20 protein-coding genes and 1 pseudogene are annotated in these 18,844 nt (G+C 73.6%); 11 read left to right on the top strand and 10 right to left on the bottom strand.

The genetic code is table 11. The features are described from left to right. The first annotated feature begins 102 nt into the window (after positions 1 to 102). From ACGFSC_RS13145 to pgm, 3 genes are all read left to right on the top strand, one after another. Entirely contained in the window at positions 103 to 468 is a 366-nt protein-coding gene (locus tag ACGFSC_RS13145) for a hypothetical protein (protein WP_359906349.1), read from the top strand. Positions 469 to 912: 444 nt separating this feature from the next. Further along, entirely contained in the window at positions 913 to 1,212 is a 300-nt protein-coding gene (locus tag ACGFSC_RS13140; RefSeq protein WP_359906352.1) for a YciI family protein, read from the top strand. A gap of 143 nt (positions 1,213 to 1,355) precedes the next feature. Continuing rightward, positions 1,356 to 2,996: a phosphoglucomutase (alpha-D-glucose-1,6-bisphosphate-dependent) gene (gene pgm, locus ACGFSC_RS13135; protein WP_359906354.1), complete on the top strand. Its 1,641-nt coding sequence runs from the start codon at positions 1,356 to 1,358 to the stop codon at positions 2,994 to 2,996. A 119-nt stretch (positions 2,997 to 3,115) separates the two neighbouring features. Here pgm and ACGFSC_RS13130 read toward each other — a convergent pair whose 3' ends face one another. Together ACGFSC_RS13130 and ACGFSC_RS13125 are read right to left on the bottom strand one after the other, a co-directional pair. Beyond that, entirely contained in the window at positions 3,116 to 3,604 is a 489-nt protein-coding gene (locus ACGFSC_RS13130; protein ID WP_359906356.1) for a carboxymuconolactone decarboxylase family protein, read from the bottom strand. Next, on the bottom strand, positions 3,601 to 4,266 hold the full coding sequence (locus tag ACGFSC_RS13125; RefSeq protein ID WP_359906358.1) for a class II aldolase/adducin family protein: 666 nt from the start codon (positions 4,264 to 4,266) through the stop codon (positions 3,601 to 3,603). The genes ACGFSC_RS13130 and ACGFSC_RS13125 overlap by 4 nt, the downstream gene beginning before the upstream one ends. Positions 4,267 to 4,409: 143 nt before the next feature. On the opposite strand from ACGFSC_RS13125, the gene ACGFSC_RS13120 reads away from it, so the two are divergent. Then, positions 4,410 to 4,796 (top strand): MerR family transcriptional regulator, encoded by a 387-nt coding sequence (locus ACGFSC_RS13120; protein ID WP_359906360.1) that lies wholly within the window; start codon positions 4,410 to 4,412, stop codon positions 4,794 to 4,796. Positions 4,797 to 4,890: 94 nt separating this feature from the next. Here the strand turns inward: ACGFSC_RS13120 and ACGFSC_RS13115 are convergent, their stop codons facing one another. Beyond that, positions 4,891 to 6,072: an MFS transporter gene (locus tag ACGFSC_RS13115; protein ID WP_359906361.1), complete on the bottom strand. Its 1,182-nt coding sequence runs from the start codon at positions 6,070 to 6,072 to the stop codon at positions 4,891 to 4,893. 147 nt (positions 6,073 to 6,219) lie between these two features. On the opposite strand from ACGFSC_RS13115, the gene ACGFSC_RS13110 reads away from it, so the two are divergent. After that, a complete protein-coding gene (locus tag ACGFSC_RS13110; protein WP_359906363.1) occupies positions 6,220 to 6,552 on the top strand; it encodes a helix-turn-helix domain-containing protein in 333 nt (110 codons plus the stop codon). A gap of 71 nt (positions 6,553 to 6,623) precedes the next feature. On the opposite strand, the gene ACGFSC_RS13105 is transcribed toward ACGFSC_RS13110, so the two are convergent. After that, a complete protein-coding gene (locus tag ACGFSC_RS13105) occupies positions 6,624 to 7,142 on the bottom strand; it encodes a hypothetical protein (RefSeq protein ID WP_359906365.1) in 519 nt (172 codons plus the stop codon). Between the two features lie 181 nt (positions 7,143 to 7,323). Between ACGFSC_RS13105 and ACGFSC_RS13100 the strand changes: the two genes are divergently transcribed. Together ACGFSC_RS13100 and ACGFSC_RS13095 are read left to right on the top strand one after the other, a co-directional pair. Continuing rightward, complete coding sequence (locus ACGFSC_RS13100; protein WP_359906367.1) at positions 7,324 to 8,238, top strand: IS982 family transposase; 915 nt, start codon at positions 7,324 to 7,326, stop codon at positions 8,236 to 8,238. A 230-nt stretch (positions 8,239 to 8,468) separates the two neighbouring features. Further along, complete coding sequence (locus ACGFSC_RS13095) at positions 8,469 to 9,740, top strand: hypothetical protein (RefSeq protein WP_359906370.1); 1,272 nt, start codon at positions 8,469 to 8,471, stop codon at positions 9,738 to 9,740. 82 nt (positions 9,741 to 9,822) lie between these two features. Here the strand turns inward: ACGFSC_RS13095 and ACGFSC_RS13090 are convergent. From ACGFSC_RS13090 to ACGFSC_RS13080, 3 genes and pseudogenes are all read right to left on the bottom strand, one after another. Beyond that, a pseudogene (locus tag ACGFSC_RS13090) lies at positions 9,823 to 10,217 on the bottom strand (hypothetical protein); the annotation flags it as partial. Positions 10,218 to 10,429: 212 nt separating this feature from the next. After that, positions 10,430 to 10,852 (bottom strand): tautomerase family protein, encoded by a 423-nt coding sequence (locus ACGFSC_RS13085; protein WP_359906373.1) that lies wholly within the window; start codon positions 10,850 to 10,852, stop codon positions 10,430 to 10,432. Between the two features lie 92 nt (positions 10,853 to 10,944). Then, a complete protein-coding gene (locus tag ACGFSC_RS13080) occupies positions 10,945 to 11,652 on the bottom strand; it encodes an SDR family oxidoreductase (protein ID WP_359906376.1) in 708 nt (235 codons plus the stop codon). A 141-nt stretch (positions 11,653 to 11,793) separates the two neighbouring features. On the opposite strand from ACGFSC_RS13080, the gene ACGFSC_RS13075 reads away from it, so the two are divergent. Then, complete coding sequence (locus ACGFSC_RS13075; RefSeq protein ID WP_359906379.1) at positions 11,794 to 12,432, top strand: TetR/AcrR family transcriptional regulator; 639 nt, start codon at positions 11,794 to 11,796, stop codon at positions 12,430 to 12,432. 51 nt (positions 12,433 to 12,483) lie between these two features. Beyond that, positions 12,484 to 13,203, top strand: coding sequence for an HAD family hydrolase (locus ACGFSC_RS13070; RefSeq protein WP_359906382.1), 720 nt, complete (start codon positions 12,484 to 12,486; stop codon positions 13,201 to 13,203). Between the two features lie 1,319 nt (positions 13,204 to 14,522). On the opposite strand, the gene ACGFSC_RS13065 is transcribed toward ACGFSC_RS13070, so the two are convergent. Continuing rightward, positions 14,523 to 15,173 carry a GNAT family N-acetyltransferase gene (locus ACGFSC_RS13065; protein WP_359906385.1) on the bottom strand — a complete coding sequence of 217 codons (651 nt, stop codon included), beginning with the start codon at positions 15,171 to 15,173 and terminating at the stop codon, positions 14,523 to 14,525. Positions 15,174 to 15,381: 208 nt separating this feature from the next. On the opposite strand from ACGFSC_RS13065, the gene ACGFSC_RS13060 reads away from it, so the two are divergent. Beyond that, positions 15,382 to 16,623 carry an acyltransferase gene (locus tag ACGFSC_RS13060; RefSeq protein ID WP_359906388.1) on the top strand — a complete coding sequence of 414 codons (1,242 nt, stop codon included), beginning with the start codon at positions 15,382 to 15,384 and terminating at the stop codon, positions 16,621 to 16,623. A gap of 77 nt (positions 16,624 to 16,700) precedes the next feature. After that, on the top strand, positions 16,701 to 17,048 hold the full coding sequence (locus ACGFSC_RS13055; RefSeq protein WP_359906391.1) for a hypothetical protein: 348 nt from the start codon (positions 16,701 to 16,703) through the stop codon (positions 17,046 to 17,048). 108 nt (positions 17,049 to 17,156) lie between these two features. Here the strand turns inward: ACGFSC_RS13055 and ACGFSC_RS13050 are convergent, their stop codons facing one another. Together ACGFSC_RS13050 and ACGFSC_RS13045 are read right to left on the bottom strand one after the other, a co-directional pair. Further along, on the bottom strand, positions 17,157 to 17,984 hold the full coding sequence (locus tag ACGFSC_RS13050) for an alpha/beta hydrolase (protein ID WP_359906394.1): 828 nt from the start codon (positions 17,982 to 17,984) through the stop codon (positions 17,157 to 17,159). Positions 17,985 to 18,030: 46 nt separating this feature from the next. Then, positions 18,031 to 18,696 carry a DUF4097 family beta strand repeat-containing protein gene (locus ACGFSC_RS13045; RefSeq protein ID WP_359906397.1) on the bottom strand — a complete coding sequence of 222 codons (666 nt, stop codon included), beginning with the start codon at positions 18,694 to 18,696 and terminating at the stop codon, positions 18,031 to 18,033. Positions 18,697 to 18,844 lie beyond the last annotated feature (148 nt).

Raw genomic sequence — 18,844 nt, 5'->3', positions numbered from 1 at the left:
ATTCCATCATTTTCACGAGGTGACCACAACCGGTGGCTTCTTGCTACTTTGTTCCTGCACACGGGAGTTCCGCCCGGAAGTCACGCAAAGGACGAACAGCGCATGAACATTGACGACGCACTCAAGGACGCGATGGCCATCGAGGGGGCCATCGGAGTGGCCGTGGCCGACTACGAGAGCGGTATGTCGCTCGGGTTCCTCGGCGGGGGGCAGCAACTCGACCTGGAGATTGCGGCCGCCGCCAACACCGAGGTCGTTCGTGCGAAGATACGCGCCCTGGCCGCGCTGTCGATCGACGATGTCATCGAGGACGTCCTGATCACCCTCGGCACCCAGTACCACCTGATCCGCCCGCTGACCCGCGGTCACGGCTCGCTCTTCCTCTACCTGGCGCTGGACCGCTCGCGCGCCAACCTTGCGCTCGCCCGGCACGGTCTCAAGCGCATCGAGGCCGCTCTCGACGTCTAGCCGAGGCCGGGCCGGCGGCCCGGGTGTCCGCGCCCCGTCCGGAACGCCCGCTGGAAACCGCCAAGCCCTGCCCGAAGGACCGTCCGGAAGGCCCCGCGCGGCCCGTGTGCCGCGCGTGGAATTCCGGGCGGAGCGAATGCGGGGTGTTACGAACCGACTACGGAGATCCGTCCGCGGGAATCGGGCCGCGAATTTCGCGGGTGTGCGCCGAGCACGGAGATGCGTGACTTTCCGATGACTGGGCGTCATATGCGCCCCGCTGTTCCGGCCGGCGACGGGGCGTCGGAATACCGTGGTCGAACCGTCGAACCGTCGAACCGTCGAACCGTCGGAGCGCCGGTGTTTCGGCGGTGCCGCGGAATCGGCTCGACCACGCCGCGCGCGGCACGAAGGGGCGACCCCGACCCGCCTCGACCGAACGGCGTCGGGTCTAGCCTGGGCCGCATGTTCGTACTTGAGCTGACGTACACCGCCGACGTGGAGTCGATCGACGCCGTGCTGCCCCGGCACATCGAGTGGCTCCGGGAGCACTACGCGGCGGGCACCTTCCTCGCCTCGGGGCGCAAGGTGCCGCGCGACGGCGGGGTGATCCTCGCGGTGGGACCGGACCGGGCCGCCATCGAGGCGCTGGTGGCCACCGACCCGTTCGTGCGGGCCGGGTTGACCGAGTACCGGGTGACGGAGTTCCTCGCCACCACCACCGCCGAGGAGTTGGCGGCCCACCGCCAGCAGCTGCCCGCCTGAGCCCTGCCGCCCCGCCCGTCCCCGTCCGTCGGTGGTGCCCCGGGCCGTTCGCGCGGTTCGGGGCACGGTCGCGTTCTGGCTACGATCGGTGAGCGCGGAGCGACGACGTATCGCGAGTACCGACTTTCGGCGGGAGAAGACGGATGGCACACGCACGGGCCGGGCAGCCGGCGCAGCCCGGTGACCTGGTGGACGTGGCGCGGCTGGTGACGGCGTACTACGCGCTGAACCCGGACCCGCAGGAGCCCGGGCAGCGGGTGGCGTTCGGGACCTCGGGGCACCGGGGCTCGTCGCTGGACGCGGCCTTCAACGAGGACCACATCGCCGCGACCACGCAGGCGATCTGCGAGTACCGGGCCGAACAGGGCGTCGCGGGCCCGCTGTTCCTGGGCGCCGACACCCACGCCCTGTCCGAGCCCGCCCGTGCCACCGCCCTGGAGGTGCTGGCCGCCAACGGCGTTCAGGTGCTGATCGACGCCGCCGACGGCTACACCCCCACCCCGGCGGTCTCCCACGCGATCCTCGCCCACAACCGGCGCAGCCCCCGCGCGCTGGCCGACGGCATCGTGGTCACCCCCTCGCACAACCCGCCGCGCGACGGCGGCTTCAAGTACAACCCGCCCAGCGGCGGCCCGGCCGGCTCCCAGGCCACCGGCTGGATCCAGGACCGCGCCAACGAGCTGATCCGCGAGGGCCTGCGCGGCGTCAAGAAGGTCCCCTACGCGCGGGCGCTGGCCGCCGCCACCACCGGGCGCCACGACTACCTCACCGCCTACGTCGAGGACCTGCCCTCCGTCCTGGACCTGGACGCGGTGCGCGACGCGGGCCTGCGCATCGGCGCCGACCCGCTCGGCGGGGCCTCGGTGGCCTACTGGGCGCGCATCGCCGAGACCCACCGCCTGGACCTGACCGTCGTCAACCCGGTGACCGACCCGACCTGGCGGTTCATGACGCTCGACTGGGACGGCAGGATCCGCATGGACTGCTCCTCCCCGGCCGCGATGGCCTCCCTCATCGGCCGCAAGGACGAGTACGCCATCGCCACCGGCAACGACGCCGACGCCGACCGCCACGGCATCGTCACCCCCGACGGCGGCCTGATGAACCCCAACCACTACCTCGCGGTGGCCGTCGACTACCTCTACCGCCACCGCGCCGACTGGCCCGGCGACGCCGGCGTCGGCAAGACCCTGGTCTCCTCCTCCATGCTCGACCGCGTCGCCGCCGACCTCGGCCGCACCCTGGTGGAGGTCCCGGTCGGCTTCAAGTGGTTCGTCGACGGCCTGCTGGAGGGCTCGATCGGCTTCGGCGGCGAGGAGAGCGCCGGCGCTTCCTTCCTGCGCCGCGACGGCGGGGTGTGGACCACCGACAAGGACGGCATCCTGCTCGCCCTGCTGGCCTCCGAGATCACCGCCGTCACCGGCGCCACCCCCAGCGCCCACTACCGCGAACTGACCGAGCGCCACGGCGCCCCCTCCTACGCCCGCGTGGACGCCCCCGCCGACCGCGAGCAGAAGGCCCGCCTGGCCCGGCTGTCCCCCGAACGGGTCGGCGCCGGCGAGATCGCCGGCGAGAAGATCACCGCCGTCCTCGCCAAGGCCCCCGGCAACGGCGCCCTGATCGGCGGCATCAAGGTCTGCACCGAGAACGCCTGGTTCGCCGCCCGCCCCTCGGGCACCGAGGACGTCTACAAGATCTACGCCGAGTCCTTCCACGGCGACGAACACCTCGCCCGGGTCCAGGACGAGGCCCGCGCCCTGGTCGGCGAGGTCCTGCGGGGCTGACCCCCGCACCGGGCGGCCCCGGCCCGGCACGTTCCGCCGGACCGGGGCACCCCCGGCACCTCCCGGGCGCAGCCGCCCGGGCCTGCCGGGTCGGGGCGCCGCCGTTCTCCCGGGCGTTCCTATCGGACGCCGCCGTCCTCGCGGACGCGACCGCCGGGTTCCGGCCGGTCCGGCCCGGGGGCGGGGCCGGCGGGATCCGGGGCCCGCCCGCCGGCGTCGCCCGCGTGCGGCAGGAGCTCGGCGATGATCTCGGTGCCGAGTGCGTACGCCGGCACCCCCGCGGTGATCAGCGCGGTCTCGGCGACGCCGATGAGATCGGTGATGCCCGCCCCGGCATGGAGCGCGCCCCGGGCGTGGATCCGGGCGGGGTGTGCCCGGCCGAGGGCCAGCAGCTGCCCGAAGTGGACGAGCTGCTGCACCCGCGATCCCAGCGGACTGTCGGTCAGCACGATGTGGCGCAGCTCCGCGAGCGCCTCCTCGGTCGGCAGCCGGCCGAACTCCCGGGCCAGGCGCAGCCGCTCCTGCACCCCGGCGGGAACGGTCGCGAGGGTGGAGCGGTAACGGTCGCGCACGGCCTGCGTGCGGGAGTCGAGGGTGTCGTCCGTCATGACGCGACCCGCGCGATCGCGGCGCGCACGGCCTCCCGGGCACCCGGGGGAAAGTCCACGGCCCCGCCGATCGCCGCGGCGGCGATCTCGGCCTCGGCGCTCTCCTCGATCGCCACCACGAGGTGGGCGGTGGCCGCCGAGTCCGGGCCGAACACCAGGAGGCCGTGGTTGGCCAGCAGGACGGCGGCCGTCGTCGGGCGCCGCCGCAGCACGTCGGCGATCCCGCGCACCGACACGTCCGATCCGCGAGGTCCCCAGGGGACCACGGGGACCTCCTCGGCCTGTCCGAAGCGCAGCATCGGCTCCGTGCGGCAGGGCAGCGGCCGGTGGGCCACGGCGAAGGCGGTCGCGGAGGGCGAGTGGGTGTGGATGATCGCGCCCACGTGCGGGCGGGCCCGGTACACGGCGCTGTGCATGGCGATGATCTCGGCGCTGACGGACCGCAGCCCGCCGTCGAGGACCTGCCCGTCGAAACCGACGGTCGCCAGCTGTTCGGGCTTCAGGCCGCGGACGAACCCCGGTGTCAGCAGGAGCCGTTCGCCGTCGAGCCGGGCGCTCAGGTTGGCGTGCCCCGAGTGGGACATCACGCCGGCCGCGAAGAGCTTCTCCGCGGCCTCCACCAGCTGCCCGGCCAGCTGTCCGCGGACATCCCCGTCGCTCATGGCGGTACCTCCAAGTGTGCTGCCGGCGGCTCTTGTTCGCCGCCGTCCACGTGTCGGCCACTCTTCAGCTTGAACTAAGGTTCAAGTCAAACGCCCGGGCCGACGAGGAGCAGGAGCAGCGGAAGGTGCAGCGGAACACGCGCATGACGATCGGCCGACTCGCCGAGATCACCAAGGTGCCGGCTTCGGCCATCCGGTACTGGGAGCGCCACGGCCTGCTGCCCGCGCCCGAGCGCGAGGGCGGGCAACGGCGCTACCCGCCCGAGGCCGCCGAACGGATCACCGTACTGCGCACCTTCCAACAGGCCGGGCTGAGCCTGGCCGAGATCGGGGAGTTCCAGCGGGAGCAGCCGCGCCGGGAGGTCATGATCCGCGCCAAGATCACCGAGATCCAGCAGCGCATGGTCGATCTCGACCACGCCCACCAGCTCCTGACCCACGCCCTCGGATGCGGCCAGGAGGACATCGTCCAATGCCCCAAGTTCCGCCGGCAGATGGCGCAGTGGCGGACGGCGAACCCGGCGCCGTGACACGATCCCGGTCACCGGCCGGTCGGCGACGACGCCCCGGGCGCCCGCCCGGGCGCCCGCCCGGGCGCGCGCCCGCCGGGCCCGCTGTGCCCGCTCAGGCGCCCGCCGGCTGCGCCCGCTCGGGGCCCGGCGCGGGCCGGCGCTCGTCGCGCGTGGTCGCCGCCGCCACCGCGCACGCCACCAGCGCCAGCACCGCCGCCGCGAACGGGAACCACCGCCCGCCCAGCACCGCGATCGACGCCGACCCCGCCGCACCCCCCGCCGCCGTCCCCAGGTACAGCGCACTGCTGTTCAGCGAGATCAGCAGCGGCGCGTTCACCGGATCGATCGACGCCAGCCGGTGCGGCAGCGCCACCGACACCGCCCACCCCGCCAGCGGCACCACCACCGCGTACCCCAGCGCCCCCGGCATGCTGCGCCCCAGCCACGGCAGCGCGGCGAACGCGAGCGCGGCCACCGCCGAGCCGGCCAGCAGCACCCGCCGCACCCCGATCCGGTCCACCAGGCGCCCGCCCAGCCAGCTGCCGGCCACCGACATCACGCCGCTGGTCAGCAGGATCAGGCTCAGCCGGTCGGCGTCGCCGCCGGTGGCGCCGGACATCGCGGTGGACAGGAAGATGTAGACGCTCTGGAAGGCGAGGAAGAACACCAGCGTGGTGGCCGCGGCGCCCAGCACCCGGCGCCGGCCCAGCGGCGCCAGGCGCGCCTTGAGGGTGGGGGCGGCGGTGGGGACGGGCAGGTCGCGCAGCAGGAGGGCGAGGCCCGCGAGGGCGGCCAGGCCCAGCGCGGTGACCAGCCACATCGTCATCCGCCAGTCGGCGCGTCCCACCCAGGTGCCCAGCGGCACGCCGAGCGCGGTGGCCACCGTCATCCCGCCGAGCACGGTCGCCAGCGCCCGTCCGCGCCGCTCGGGGGCGACCAGGGTGGTGGCCACCGCGTTGGCGGTCGGCGTGTAGAGGGCGGCGCCGGCCGCGGCCAGGACGCGGGTGGCCAGCAGCAGCCCGTAGGTGGGGGCGAGCGCGCTGAGCGCGTTGGCCGCGCTGAACACCGCGAGCGCGGTCAGCAGCAGGCGCCGGCGCGGCCAGCGGGCGGTGAGCGTGGCCAGCACCGGGGCCAGCAGCGCGTAGCCGAGCGCGAAGACGGTGACCAGCTGGCCGGCGGCCGGCACCGACACCCCCAGGTCGGCGGAGATCGGGCCGAGGATGCCGGCGAAGACCATCGAGTCGGTGCCCATGGCGAAGGTGCCGAGGGCGAGCAGGAGCAGACGTACGGGCACGGCAGGGCCCCCCGGGGCGCAAGGAAAACCAATTGTTGGATGGACATGCAACTGTTTGATGCTCGTCAAACACTCGGGGATGGGTGGATGATTGTCAAACCATCCGTTTCCCCCGCGGTTCCCCGCGGCCCCCGAGGAGCGTGCGCCATGAGCGACGACGAGCGGCTTCCCCAGCCCGCCACCGCCGACATCGACCTCGTCACGGTCCTGCACGCCCTCGGCGACCCCGTGCGCATGACCCTGCTGCTCAGCTACGCCGACGACGCCGAGCACTCCTGCGACCCCCGCGACCTGGGCCTGGACCACCTCCACAAGTCGACCGTCTCCCACCACATGCGGGTGCTGCGCGAGGCCGGCGTCACCACCACCCGCGTCGCCGGCCGCAACCGCTTCGTCAGCCTGCGCCGCGCCGACCTCGACGCCCGCTTCCCCGGCCTGCTCGACGCGCTCCTGGCGGGCCGGGCAACTCCCGTACGGTAGACCTGGGTCGGCCCCTAGATGAATGAGTCCAAGGGATCCGGGCTGGCCGTAACGAGGTTGACTGCGCCTGCTCAGTTCAGGCGCCGTCGGTAGTAGGTGATCGTGACGACCACGAGTAGTGGTCCCCACAGCAGTAGTGGTGCGTAACAGGCGTCCATCACGACGAGCGCCGGCCCGGTCGGGGCTCCCTGGACCCCTCCGAAGCCGCCCGCCCGGGGGATCGTCAACAGCATCACAACGGCCGCGCCGAGCAACGCCGGAATCACCGCCGCCAGCGGCGCGACTCGCTTCCCTCCGATCAGCGGGATCCAGCCCGGCACCACCTCGCCCCAGGGCTTGACCAGCCCAAGGGTGAGTAACGTGAGCCCTTCGGTAGCCAGGCTCATCGCGATGCACATGGCGCTGAACCAGCCGGGGATGTCCAATCCCGTGGTGTTGAATCCCACCGGTATGCCGACCCCCATCGCGATCCGCCAGATCCCGGACGGCACAGCGGTGAGTGCCGCAATGTGCGCGACTCGGACCACCCAACGGGCAGGGGGCTGAGTCTCGGAGACGGCAGCGGCTGTCGGTGTCCCAAACGTGACCATGGCCCCATGCTGTCTCGCGGTCCGCCCCGCCGAATCCTGCGCAAGGTCCAACTCGACTCCCCCGCCCGGGGGATGGTGACCTTTGGCTTCCCGGACAGCCGCCGACACCCGACTGCCCGCACGCCAACCGAGTCCAAGGGATCACCTGCGGACACGGCGCGAGGGCGTCCAATGTCGGTGTGTGAAGACAGAATTGGACACCCTCACAACGGCACTCTACGTCAGGATCGACGACCAGCTGAAGGCTTCGCCGCATCTGGCTCCGTGGCGCCCGGCGGTCGGGATCGCGCCCACGCTCAGTGACGCCGAACTGGTCACCCTGGCGGTGATGTCGGCGCTGCTCGGCTACACCTCGGAGCGGCGGTGGCTACGGCGCGCGAACCGGGACTTCCGCCGCCTGTTCCCGTACCTGCCCCAGCAGTCCGGGTACAACAAGCGGCTCCGCAACGCATCCGAGCTGATCAAGCACATGATCAGGATGCTGGCACAGGACACCTCGCTGTGGAGCGACAACGTATGGGTGGTCGATTCCACCCCGGTCGGCTGCGGCTGCTCACGTGAAACCGCCAAACGCTCCGACCTCGCAGGCTGGGCCGAGTACGGCTACTGCGCGTCGCACTCCCGATACTTCTGGGGCCTGCGCCTGCACTTGGTCTGCACGCTGGGCGGACTGCCCGTCCTGTTCGCGCTCACCGGCGCGAAGGCCGACGAACGCGAGACCCTGCGCGGCATGCTCGATGCCGCCCCCGACGTCGCCGCCGCCCATCCCAGGCAGACGATCATCGGCGACAAGAACTACTACGGCCGCGACTTCGAGCGCGACCTCACAGAGCGTCATCTGGAGTTGCTGCGCCCGGCCCGAAAGGGCGAACCCGAACGGGCCGGGGTACATCTGTTCAAGCCGCTGCGGCAGGTCATCGAGTCGATCAACCAGACCTTCAAAGGGCAGCTCGACCTGGAACGACATGGCGGGCGAACTCCAGCCGGAGTGATCGTCCGGGTGCTGATGCGGATCTTGGCGCTCACCGCCGCGATCTGGTTCAACGACAAGACCGACCACCCCGTTAAGCGATCCCTGATCGCCTTCGATCACTGATCGCGACGGCATCCCTTGGACTCATTCATCTAGGGGGTGGAGCGCCGCGGCTGCCGCCGCAGGCGTAGGCCTGCGGACGTAAGGCCCCCCGGGCGGCTCCTGCCGCGGGCGGACGCGCCCGGGCGGGCCGGGTCGGCACGGTGGACGCGCACCCCGCCCACCGGCGCGCACCGCCCACCGGCGCACCCCGCCGTCGTGCCGCCGCCCGACCCGCCGCAGGAGCCACGCCCATGACCGGAAGCCAGCCCGACCGTCCGTCCGACCGTCCTCTCGCGCGCCCGTCCGAGCGTCCGCTCAGCCGCCGCGGCGTCCTCGGGGCGCTCGCCCTGGGCGCCGCCACCGCCGCCTCCGCCGCCGTCACCGGTGCCGGGTCCGCGCGTGCCGACAGCGCGCCGGGCGGTGCCGCACCGGGCGGCACGGCATCGGGTGCTGCCGCGGGGGAGCCCCGCCTGTGCCTGCCGGCGCCCACCGGTCCCCACCCCGTCGGCACCGCCCTGCTGTACCTGACCGACGCCACCCGCACCGACGCCTGGGCCCCCGCGCCGCGCCCGCGCGAACTGCGCGCCCGCCTCTGGTACCCGGCCGCGCCCGGTGCCCGGGGCCCGTACGCGCCGTGGATGAGCCCCGCCGAGACCGCCCACCTGCAGGCCGCCTACTTCGCCGTCCCCGACGCCCGCCTCGCCTGGCCCACCACCCACGCCCGCCCGGACGTGCCCGCCGACCGCAGCCGTCGCCACCCCGTGGTCCTCAACTCCCACGGCTCCGGCGCCGACAGCGCCTTCAACACCGCCCTCGCCGAGGAACTCGCCTCCCACGGCCACGTCGTCGCCGCCGTCGACCACACCTACGACGCCGGCGAGGTCGAATTCCCCGGCCACCGCCTCGAAGTGCGCGACAAGGCCCGCGTCCAGGCGATGACCGACGCCGAGATCGTCGCCTACCGCGCCGCCGACGCCCGCTGCCTGCTCGACCGCCTCGAAAGCGGCCCGCTGCCCGCCGGCCTCCACACCGCCCTCGACCTCGACGCCGTCGGCATGTTCGGCCACTCCATGGGCGGCGCCACCACCGCCCAGGCCCTGCACGACGACCCGCGCATCCGCGTCGGCGCCGTCCTGGACGGCCCCCTGTTCGGCACCAGCGCCACCGCCGACCAGGACCGCCCCCTGCTGCTGATGGCCTCCACCTGGGACAGCCCCGCCCGCGACGCCATGTGGGACACCCTGTGGCCGCACCTGACCGGCTGGCGCCGCCGCCTGACCCTCACCCGCTCAGGACACCTGTCCTACTGCGACCTCCAACTCCTCGTCCCCCAGGGCCAGAGCGTCTTCGCCTGGCCCACCGACCAGCTGGAACACTTCCTCGGCACCGGCGACCCCCAGCGCGCCGTCGCCGCCCAACGCGCCTACCTCACCGCCTACTTCGGCCTCCACCTGCGCGCCGTCCCCGCACCCCTGCTCGACGCCCCCTCGCCCCGCTGGCCCGAGATCCGCTTCGACGCCTGATCCCCTGAGCCCCTGAGGCCCTGAGGCCCGAGTCCCTGCGCCCTGTTCCGCCGCTCCGTCGCTCCGCTGTTCCGTCGCTCCGCTGTTCCGCCGCCTCAGCCGACCGCGCGCTTGCCGGCCACATCGGCCCCTCGTCCAGCTGCGCCTGGTCGCTGAAACCCAGCGTGGCGTAGCGGGACTTGAACTTCTCCCGCTCTGGAAGAAGCACACCGCCCTGCCCTCCAGCGCGTAGGCGGGCATCCCGTACCAGAGCTTGGGCGCGAGCGCGGGAGCGGCGGCGGTGACCACCGCGTGCACCCGCTCGGCCGGCGCCCGGTCGCCCTGCGGCATCTCCGCGATCTTCGCGAGCACGTCCCGCAGCGCCTCGGCCGCCTTCTCCGCCTGCGAGGCCCGGCGCGCGGCCTGCTTCAGCTCCTGCGCGTGGTCCTTCATCGCGGCCCGCTCCTCGGCGGAGAACCCCTCGTGCCTGCTGCTCATGCCGAACCCTCCGTGCTGTCGTGCGATCTCGGGAGGGACCATGGCGCCCGCCTCCGAAACGGCGGACGGCCCGTCAGATGCCGGGTCCGGTACCGGTTCCGGCGCAAGGTGTGCGCACGACGAAGCGGCGGAGCGGGAGGCCCGTGCCGGTGGGCCTCCCGCTCCGCCGTACCGCCTCCCGAGGGCGGTGAGGGCGGTGAGGTGCGGCGGGGTCAGTAGGGCAGGGGTCGGTTCTCGCGGGCCCACGCGCGTTCGGCCTCGCTGCGGGGCGGGGGCGGGGCGATGCCGTCCGTCATCCACAGGTCCTGGGGCGTCTCGTCGATGTGGAACTCGCAGTACAGGCCGCGCTCGGCGGTGTGGGGCGCGAGGAGGGCGGCGAGGCTCTCACGGGTGTGCCGGCGCGCCTGCGGGTCCGCGTTGTGGCGGGCGATGTGCTCGACCACGATGCGCACCGCGCTGTCGGCCGGTTCGCCGCCGACGTGGAAGGAGTCGGCGGCGATCTCGTGGAAGAGGGTCATGACGTAGAACCTCGGCAGCCCGATACGGGTGTAGAACCCCGTGACGTCGCCGGCCAGTTGACGCTTCTGCTCGGGGGTGTAGGTGCCGGGAGGGTGGTAGACGTGCCACAGCGGCATGGGGTGTGCTCCTCGGTGTCGGTGTCGGTGCGTGCTGGTGTCGGTGTGCGTCGGTGCGTGTCGGCCCCGGTGCGCCGGTCCCGGCGCGGGGGTCAGCGGCCGATGCGCACGGTGAGGCCCTCCACCGGCCCGGACAGGGCGGCCTTGACGGCCCGGGTGGCGTCGTCGACGAGGACCTCGCTCTCGCCGCGCGCCAGGGCGTCCAGCACGAGCCGGGCGACCTCGGCCGGCGGGACCTTCTCGACCGGGAGGGCCGCGACCATGTCGGTGTCCGCGAAGCCCAGGTGCACGCCGAGGACCTGGGTGTGCTGGGCGGCGAGCTCCAGGCGCAGGGAGTTGGTCAGCGACCACAGTGCCGCCTTGGACGCCCCGTAGGCCCCGGCGCCCGCGCCCCAGGACAGCAGCGAGTGGATGTCCACCATCGCGCCGCCGCCGCGCGCGGCCAGCACCGGCGCGAACGCCCGGGCGACGCGCAGCAGGCCGAGGACGTTGGTCTCGAAGGTGGCCCGGACCTCCTCCAGGTCACCGGTCAGCAGCGGCCCCGGGTACAGGACGCCGGCGTTGTTGAAGACGATGTCGACGTCGTCGGCGGTGGCGGCCGCGGCAGCCACCGAGGCGTCGTCGGTCACGTCCAGGGCGAGGACCTCCACCCGCGGGTCGCCGCCGGCGCCGGGGGCGGGGGTGCGGGCGGTGGCGTAGACCTTCCCCGCGCCGCGCGCCAGCAGCTCCGAGACGAACGCCCGGCCCAGGCCGCGCAGGCCCCCGGTCACCAGGACGGTGGAGCCTTCGATCACGGTCATGCGCATCTCCTCGCTCTCGGGGCGGCACCGGCCGTGACTGGCGGCGCCGCAGCGTTTAGATTATTACCATCATCTAAACGGGATGGGAAAGTGGACCCCGGGAACACCACCGCCGTCCGACACGAGGAAGGGAGCCGCGGCATGCCCCGCGTCTCACGCGCCGAGGCCGAACGCAGCCGCCGCCGCGTCATCGACCACACCGCCCGCCTGATCCGGGAGAAGGGCCCCGACCAGGTCAGCGTCCCCGAGGCGATGGCCGCCGCCGGACTCACCCACGGCGGCTTCTACCGGCACTTCGCCTCCAAGGACGACCTCCTCGCCCAAGCCCTCGCCGCCGCCTTCACCGAACGCCGCGAAGCCATGGAACGACTCGCCGACCAGCCCGCCGACCGGCCCGGCGACGACCGCACCCCCCGCGCCGAGTTCCTCGACCGCTACCTGTCCGAACCCCACCGCGACCACCCCGGCCACGGCTGCGCCGCCGCCGCACTGGCCGCCGACGCCGCCCGCACCGAACCCGGCTCCCCCCTGCGCACCGCCTACACCGCCGGACTGCGCGAACTCGTCGACGCCCTGGCCGCACTGCCCGAAGGCGCCGGACGGCAGGAGACCCTCGCCGACCTGTCCACCATGGTCGGAGCGCTGCTGCTCGCCCGCGCCAGCGACGACACCGCACTGTCCGAGGAGTTCCTGGCCGCCGCCCGCCACCGCCTGGCCGACGGGGCGGACCGCGGGGACGGGGCGGACGGGGGCGGCGACGGGGCACCGCGGACCGCATAGGGTCCGTACGTGACCGGGCGGACCCGGACGGAACCAGCGGAAGGACGGACCGTGCCGATCAGAGGCGTGATCTTCGACGTCGACGACACCCTGTTCGACTACTCGGGCTCGGAACAGGCAGGCATCCTCGCCCACCTGCACCACCTCGACCTGCTGCACCGCGTCCCCGACCCGCAGAGCGCCGTGACACTGTGGCGCGAGGTCATGCAGGAGCAGTACGCCCGCTTCCTGGCCGGCGAACTGACCTTCGCCGGACAACAGCGCGAACGCGCCCGCCAGTTCCTCGCCCGCCTCGGCGAGGACACCACCACCATGCCCGACGAGACCGCCGCCGCCTGGTTCGCCGGCTACACCGCCCACCGCAACGCCGCCTGGACCGCCTTCCCCGACGCCGCCCCCACCCTCGCCGCCCTCGCCCCCACCCACCGCCTCGGGATCGTCTCCAACGCCCCGATCGACCAGCAACGCCCCAAACTCCACGCCACCGGGCTGCTGCACCACTTCGACGACACCGCCCTCGTCGGCTCCGACCGGCCCGGCGAGGCCAAACCCGACCCCGCCATCTTCTGGACCGGCTGCGCCCGCCTCGGCCTGCCCCCGCACGAAGTCGCCTACGTCGGCGACAACTACGACCTCGACGCCCTCGGCGCCCGCAACGCCGGCCTGCACCCCTTCTGGCTCGACCGCACCGCCGCCCGCACCGCCCCGGTCGACGACGGCATCCACGTCCTGCACACCCTCACCGCCCTGCCCGCCGCCCTCCACCCCTGAGCCGGGCCGCCCCCGCACACAGAAAGTCGGCCGGGCCGACTTCTGGCGCACGCAGGAGGAGAAGCGGTGCCGGGCGAGCGCATGGAAAGTCGGCCGGGCCGACTTTTGGCGCGTGCGGGAGGTGGGGCGGGGCTGGTGGCCCAGGCCCGGCCCCGGTGCCGGTGCTCGTTGGCGGTGCCGGGCGAGCGCGTGGGAAGTCGGCGGGGCCGACTTCCCGCTCCTCGGGGCGTGTTGGCCGTTGGCCGCTCACGGTCCGTTCGCCGGTCGGTCCGCTGCCTGTGCATCTGGCACGGCCACTGCCTCGCACGGAAAGTCGGCGGGGCCGACTTCCCACTGCCCGGCCCGTTCCCGGGAATCGCCGGCTGAGCCGCCCCGCTGGCGGGGCCGACTTCCCGCGTGCGGGGCCGCAACGCCACGCGGTACCCCAACTGCGGGGACCGTTCGCCGAGCGCCGGAAGTCGGCCCGGCCGACTTCCGGCGTCGAGGCATGGAGCGGAGCCGAATCCCTCGTCCGCGACCTGGGCCCCGGCTGACGGCGATTCCCGTGCCGACCAGTCCGGCCCTCGTCAGCAGGCCCGCGCCTCCCGCGGCTGTCGCGGGTTGTGGGGGAGTGGGAAGTCGGCGGGGTCGACTTCCCACTCCCCGGGCCGTGTTGGCCGCAGGCTGCTCGCTGGTGGGGAGGCGTGAGCGCATCGGAAGTCGACGGGGCCGACTTCCGGCGTCGAGGAAGGGCTTGAACTCGAAGCTCTCGTCGGGCGCCTGGCCTTGGGCTGATGGCGATTCCCTGGCCGAGCTGCCCGATTGCCGCTGGTCGGCCTGTCTCCCCTGGGGCTTTCCCTTCGGCCCGTGCCGCGCGCCGGCTCTGCCCGTCGGCCGGGCCAGTGTGCGGCCACCGCCGCGCGCCGGAAGTCGGCGGGGCCGACTTCCGGTGTTGAGGCCGGGTTGGGACCTGATGCCCTCGTTCGCCGCTTGGGCCGTGGGCGGATGGCGATTCCCAGTGCCGAGCTGCCCGGTGCTCGTTGGCAGGCCCGCGTCTCCCGCGGCTGTCGCGGGTTGTGGGGGAGTGGGAAGTCGGCGGGGTCGACTTCCCACTCCCCGGGCCGCGTTGGCCGCAGGCTGTTCGCTGGCGGGGAGGGGTGAGCGCGCGGGAAGTCGGTGGGGCCGACTTCTCGCGCGGGGAGATGGGGCTCGGGGGGGTCCGAAGCTCGTTCACCATCCGGGCCCGTGCTGCGTGCGGTTGTTGCGGGGGAGTGGGAAGTCGATGGGGCCGACTTCCCACTCCCCGGGCCGCGTTGGCCGCCGGACGTTCGCTGGTGGGGTCAGTCGGTGAGGCCGAACATGGTGCGGCAGTCGGCGCTCAGGCCGGTGACGGTGACCGGGGTGCGGGCGTGTTCGGCCCAGGCCTCGGGGCTCAGGCGCAGGCGTTCGGAGACCACCACCCGCCCGTCCAGGACGTCCCGGTCGATGCCGTCGCCGCGGTAGCCGAGCTTGCGCGAGACGGCCAGGGAGGAGTGGTTGTCGGTGAAGGAGAGCGAGGTCGCCGAGCGCGCGCCCAGCTCCGCGAAGGCCAGGTGGAGCATCGCGGCCCGCATCTCGGTGCCCAGGCCCTTGCCCTGGTGCTCCAGGCCGAGCCAGGAACCGGAGACGATCTCGCGCCGCACGCCGAACTCCTTGGCGCGCATGTCCTGGATCCCCACCGGGCGCCCCTCGTGGAAGGCGACCAGGTCCAGCGCCCAGTGCTGCGCGCTCCAGCGGCCCAGCCGTGCCCAGTGCGACTGCATCACGTGCCGGGCGCGTTCGGCCGGCGGCAGCTCGCCCCACGGCGTCAGGAACGGGCGGTCCTGGGGCAGGTGGACGCCGCGCGCGGCGACGTCCGCCACCTCGGCGAGTTCGTCCTCGGTGGGCAGGCGCAGCTCCAGGCGGGGCGAGGTCACGCGCAGCCCCCGCAGGGGCCAGTGGTCGGTGATCATCGAACCAGTGTGCCCAGCGGGCGCGCGACCCGCACCGCCATTTCCACCCGGCTCGCCGCCCCCCGCGTCCCGCCCCGGCTCGCCACCAGCGCATCCCGCCCCCCGCTCGCCACCAGCGCATCCCGCCCCCGTGTTCCGCCCCGCTTTACGCCGTCCGGGCGACACCGTCAGTGACCCGACTTGACGCACAGTCACCTAAGGTCATGTTATGAGTGCACGAAGTGATGCTCTGCTCGTCGGAGAACCGCCACCCCCGCACCGCCTGCCCACCCTCACCGCCCTGCGCTTCGCCGCCGCCCTCGCCGTCTTCCTCTTCCACGCCTTCCTCATCACCGACCCGCTGCGCCCGCGGGCCCCGCTCGGCTTCTTTGCCGACCCCCGCCTCGCCGCCGCCCTCGCCCACATCACCTCCAAGGCCGGCTACGCCGGGGTCTCGTTCTTCTTCGTCCTCAGCGGCTTCGTCCTGACCTGGTCCGCGCGGGACGGCGAGCGCCCCGCCGCGTTCTGGCGCCGGCGCCTGGCCCGGATCTACCCCAGCCACCTGGCGATGTGGGCCGCCGCCGCCCTCCTGTTCGCCTGGGCCTGCCCGGTGCGGGTCTGGCTGCCCAACCTCCTGCTCGTGCACGCCTACTCGCCCGACCCGAACATCAACTCGGGTATGAACATGCCCAGCTGGTCGCTGTGCTGCGAGGTCCTGTTCTACCTGCTGTTCCCGCTCCTGCACCGCGCCGTACGGTTTCTGCCCGATCGCGCCCTGCGCCCGGCCCTGGCCGCCGTCCTGCTGGTGGCCGCGGCCGTCGCGGGAGCCGACGCCGCCCTGCTGCCGTCCTACCCCCGCATCTCCCAACTGCCGGTGTCGCTCGACCAGTTGTGGTTCGGCTACCTCTTCCCGCCGGCCCGGCTGCCGGAGTTCGTCCTGGGCATGCTGCTGGCCCGGGCCGTGGCCGCCGGTCTCGCCCCGCGCATCCCCCTCGCCCCCGCCGCCCTCCTGGTCGTGCCCGCCTACGCGCTCACCCTCGCCGTCCCCTCGCCCTACGACTTCGTCCTGCCGATGGCCCTGCCGATCGCCCTGGTCATCTGCGCCGCCGCCCACCGCGACCTGCACCGCGGCGGCCCGCGCCCCGCGCCGCGCCGCCTGGCCCAGTGGCTGGGCGCCGTCTCCTTCGGCTTCTACCTCTGCCAGGGCGTCGTCCTCTTCCACGGCCGCCCCCTCGTCCTCGGCGACCGCACCTACCCGACCCCGATCGCGGTCCTGCTGACGCTCGCCGCGTTCGCCGCGACCCTGGCCGCCGGGGCCCTCGTCCACACCCTGGTCGAACGCCCGGCGGTACGGCGCCTCGCCCGCCGCCGTGGCACGGCGGGGGGAGAGGTGGATAGGCTCCGCCCATGTCGAGCCGGCACCGATCGAGGGGATTCACCGCCGCCCAGCTCTCGATCGTCGACGAACTGAGCATCCTCCCGTTTCCCGAGCGGGAGGTCCGGCCGGGGACGGACCGTCGATGGGGTGGGCCCGGACACCATGTGGCAGTGCTCGGGGAGAGCCGGGACTTCTGGGAGGACCGCAGCGAAGAGATCGTCGAGGCGGCCGAACGGGAGCTGGAAGCCGATCTCCACGCGCTGACGGCCGTTCTGGCCGACCGCTGGGGAGATCCGGCGACGGTCGAACTGTGGCCGTATCTCGGGTTCGACGACCCGGATCCCGAATCGGCGGCTCCGGAGCCGCTGGGCTTCCTGTGCAACGTCGCCGGCACCATGCGCGTGTGGTGGCTGCCGTCCGGCGGCCGTTGGCTCGCGCTGGCCGTCGGCCAGGCCGATCCGGAGTTCCCGTTCGAGCTGCTGGCCGCCGTCGGTGAGGAGTCCTCGCTTCCGCGCTGAGCCGCGGCGTGCAGGGCCGCCGTTCCGGCGGGCCGCCCGGCGGTGCCCGGTGGCGGCAGGTGGCGGCCGGTGCCTGTGCCGGTGGCGGCCTGTGCGGGTGCGGGGCCGTCAGCGGCCGGAGGCGGGGCGGTCGAGGGCGGCGACCTCGCGGACGGCGTCGGCGATGGCGCGGAAGTCCTTCTTCAGGATCGCGCCGTGGTTGCTGGGGACCTTCGCGCTGATCTCGATGTGCGGGTTGCGCTCGGTCACCGCGGGCAGGGCCGCGCGGATGATCTCCTGCTCCTCGCCCTTGCTGCCCAGGGACACCCCCGAGGCGACCACGTACCGGGTCGGGACGGTGACGGCGTCCAGCACCGGGCCCAGTGCGCCGGCGCTGCCGATCCTGCCGAGTTCGATGTTGCAGTCGGACATCTGCCGGTGGGTCATCCGCGGGGTCAGGCCGGTGGGGCGCATCAGCGCCATGAGCGGCGCCCACTGCCGGAACTGCCTGCGGATGCGCTGCTCCATCTCCTCAGTGAGCCAGTCGTAGGGCTGCGCGCCGTCGACCAGGACGGCGCCGATGGTGCGCCGCGGGTTGCGCGAGGCCTGGTGCGCGCCGAGGAACGCCCCGTAGGACCAGCCCACCAGCAGGGCCCGCTCGACGCCGCGGGCGGTGAGGACGGCGTCGATGTCCCGGACGGCGGCCTCGAAGGAGTAGTCCGCGGAGCGCTTCGACCTGCGGCCGCGGGCCCGCTCGTCGTAGGTGATGTGCCGGAACCGCGGGCCGAGTTCGGTGATGACGCGGCGCCAGTGGCCCTGGGTGGCGAACTGGCCGTTGAGGTAGAGCACGGGCAGGCCCGGGCCGCCGGTGTCGGTGACGGCGAGGGCGGTGTCGTCGACCGGCAGCATGCCGGTCCACGCGCTCGGACGGGTGGTGGGTGTCGCGTTGCCGGTCATGGTGTCCCCCTGGAACTGGATGGTGTCGGCCCGGGCGGGGCCGGGGTCAGAGGCTGCGGGCGGTGATGTCGCCGTGGGAGGTGGTGGCGCGGATGTCGAGCACGGTGGTGCCGTCGTTGCGCAGGGTGTTGGCGATGCGGCCGTGGCCGGTGCCGGCGTCCAGGGCGGCCGGGACGCCGGCGGCGGCGCCGACGGTGATGCTCCCGGCCTGGGTGGTCAGCTCGACGGTGCCGCGCCGGGCCTCGGTGATCCGGATGTCGCCGCGGGTGGTGGCGATCCGGGCGGGCCCGGTGAGCCGGCCGACCTCGACGTCGCCGTCGACGGCGGTCAGGTCCAGGCTCGCGGCCTCGTCGACCTTGGTGGTGCGGTACGCGCCGTCGAAGGCGACGTCGCCGAGGCGGCCGACGACGCGCAGTTCGGCGGCGGCGGCCCTGCCCCGGACGGCGGAGCCGGCCGGCAGCTGGACGGTGACCTCCAGGGAGCCGGTGGGGCCCAGGAGCTGGTTCCCGGCCGCGGCGGTGGTGATCCGCAGGACGCCGTCGGCGAAGGCGACGTCGGTGCGCTCTGCGGCCTGGACGTCGCGGTTCTTGCCGGCCTCGGCGGGCCGGACCTCGACGGTGGTGTCGCCGCGCTCGGCGGCGATGAACCGGACGCGCCCGCCGGGGATGTCCAGGACGACGGTGATCGGGGCGGAGGTGTCGAACTTCTGCATGGTGCGCTCCTGGGTGGATGCGGGGGTGGGTGCGGGCTCGGCCCGGTTCCGGGCCTGCCCCGTCGGTGTTTCCGACGTTGGAAACGCTACGTTGCTTTCAAGATCTCGGCAACTAGTTCGTTGCGTCAAAACAGCGTTGCAGCAGGTG

Origin of the sequence: Kitasatospora sp. NPDC048715 (assembly GCF_043198905.1) — a bacterium.
In the GTDB taxonomy this organism is placed as follows: domain Bacteria; phylum Actinomycetota; class Actinomycetes; order Streptomycetales; family Streptomycetaceae; genus Kitasatospora; species Kitasatospora lactacystinica.
Note: the sequence above shows the minus strand (reverse complement) of the source record. Positions and strands in the feature narration are given on the sequence as shown.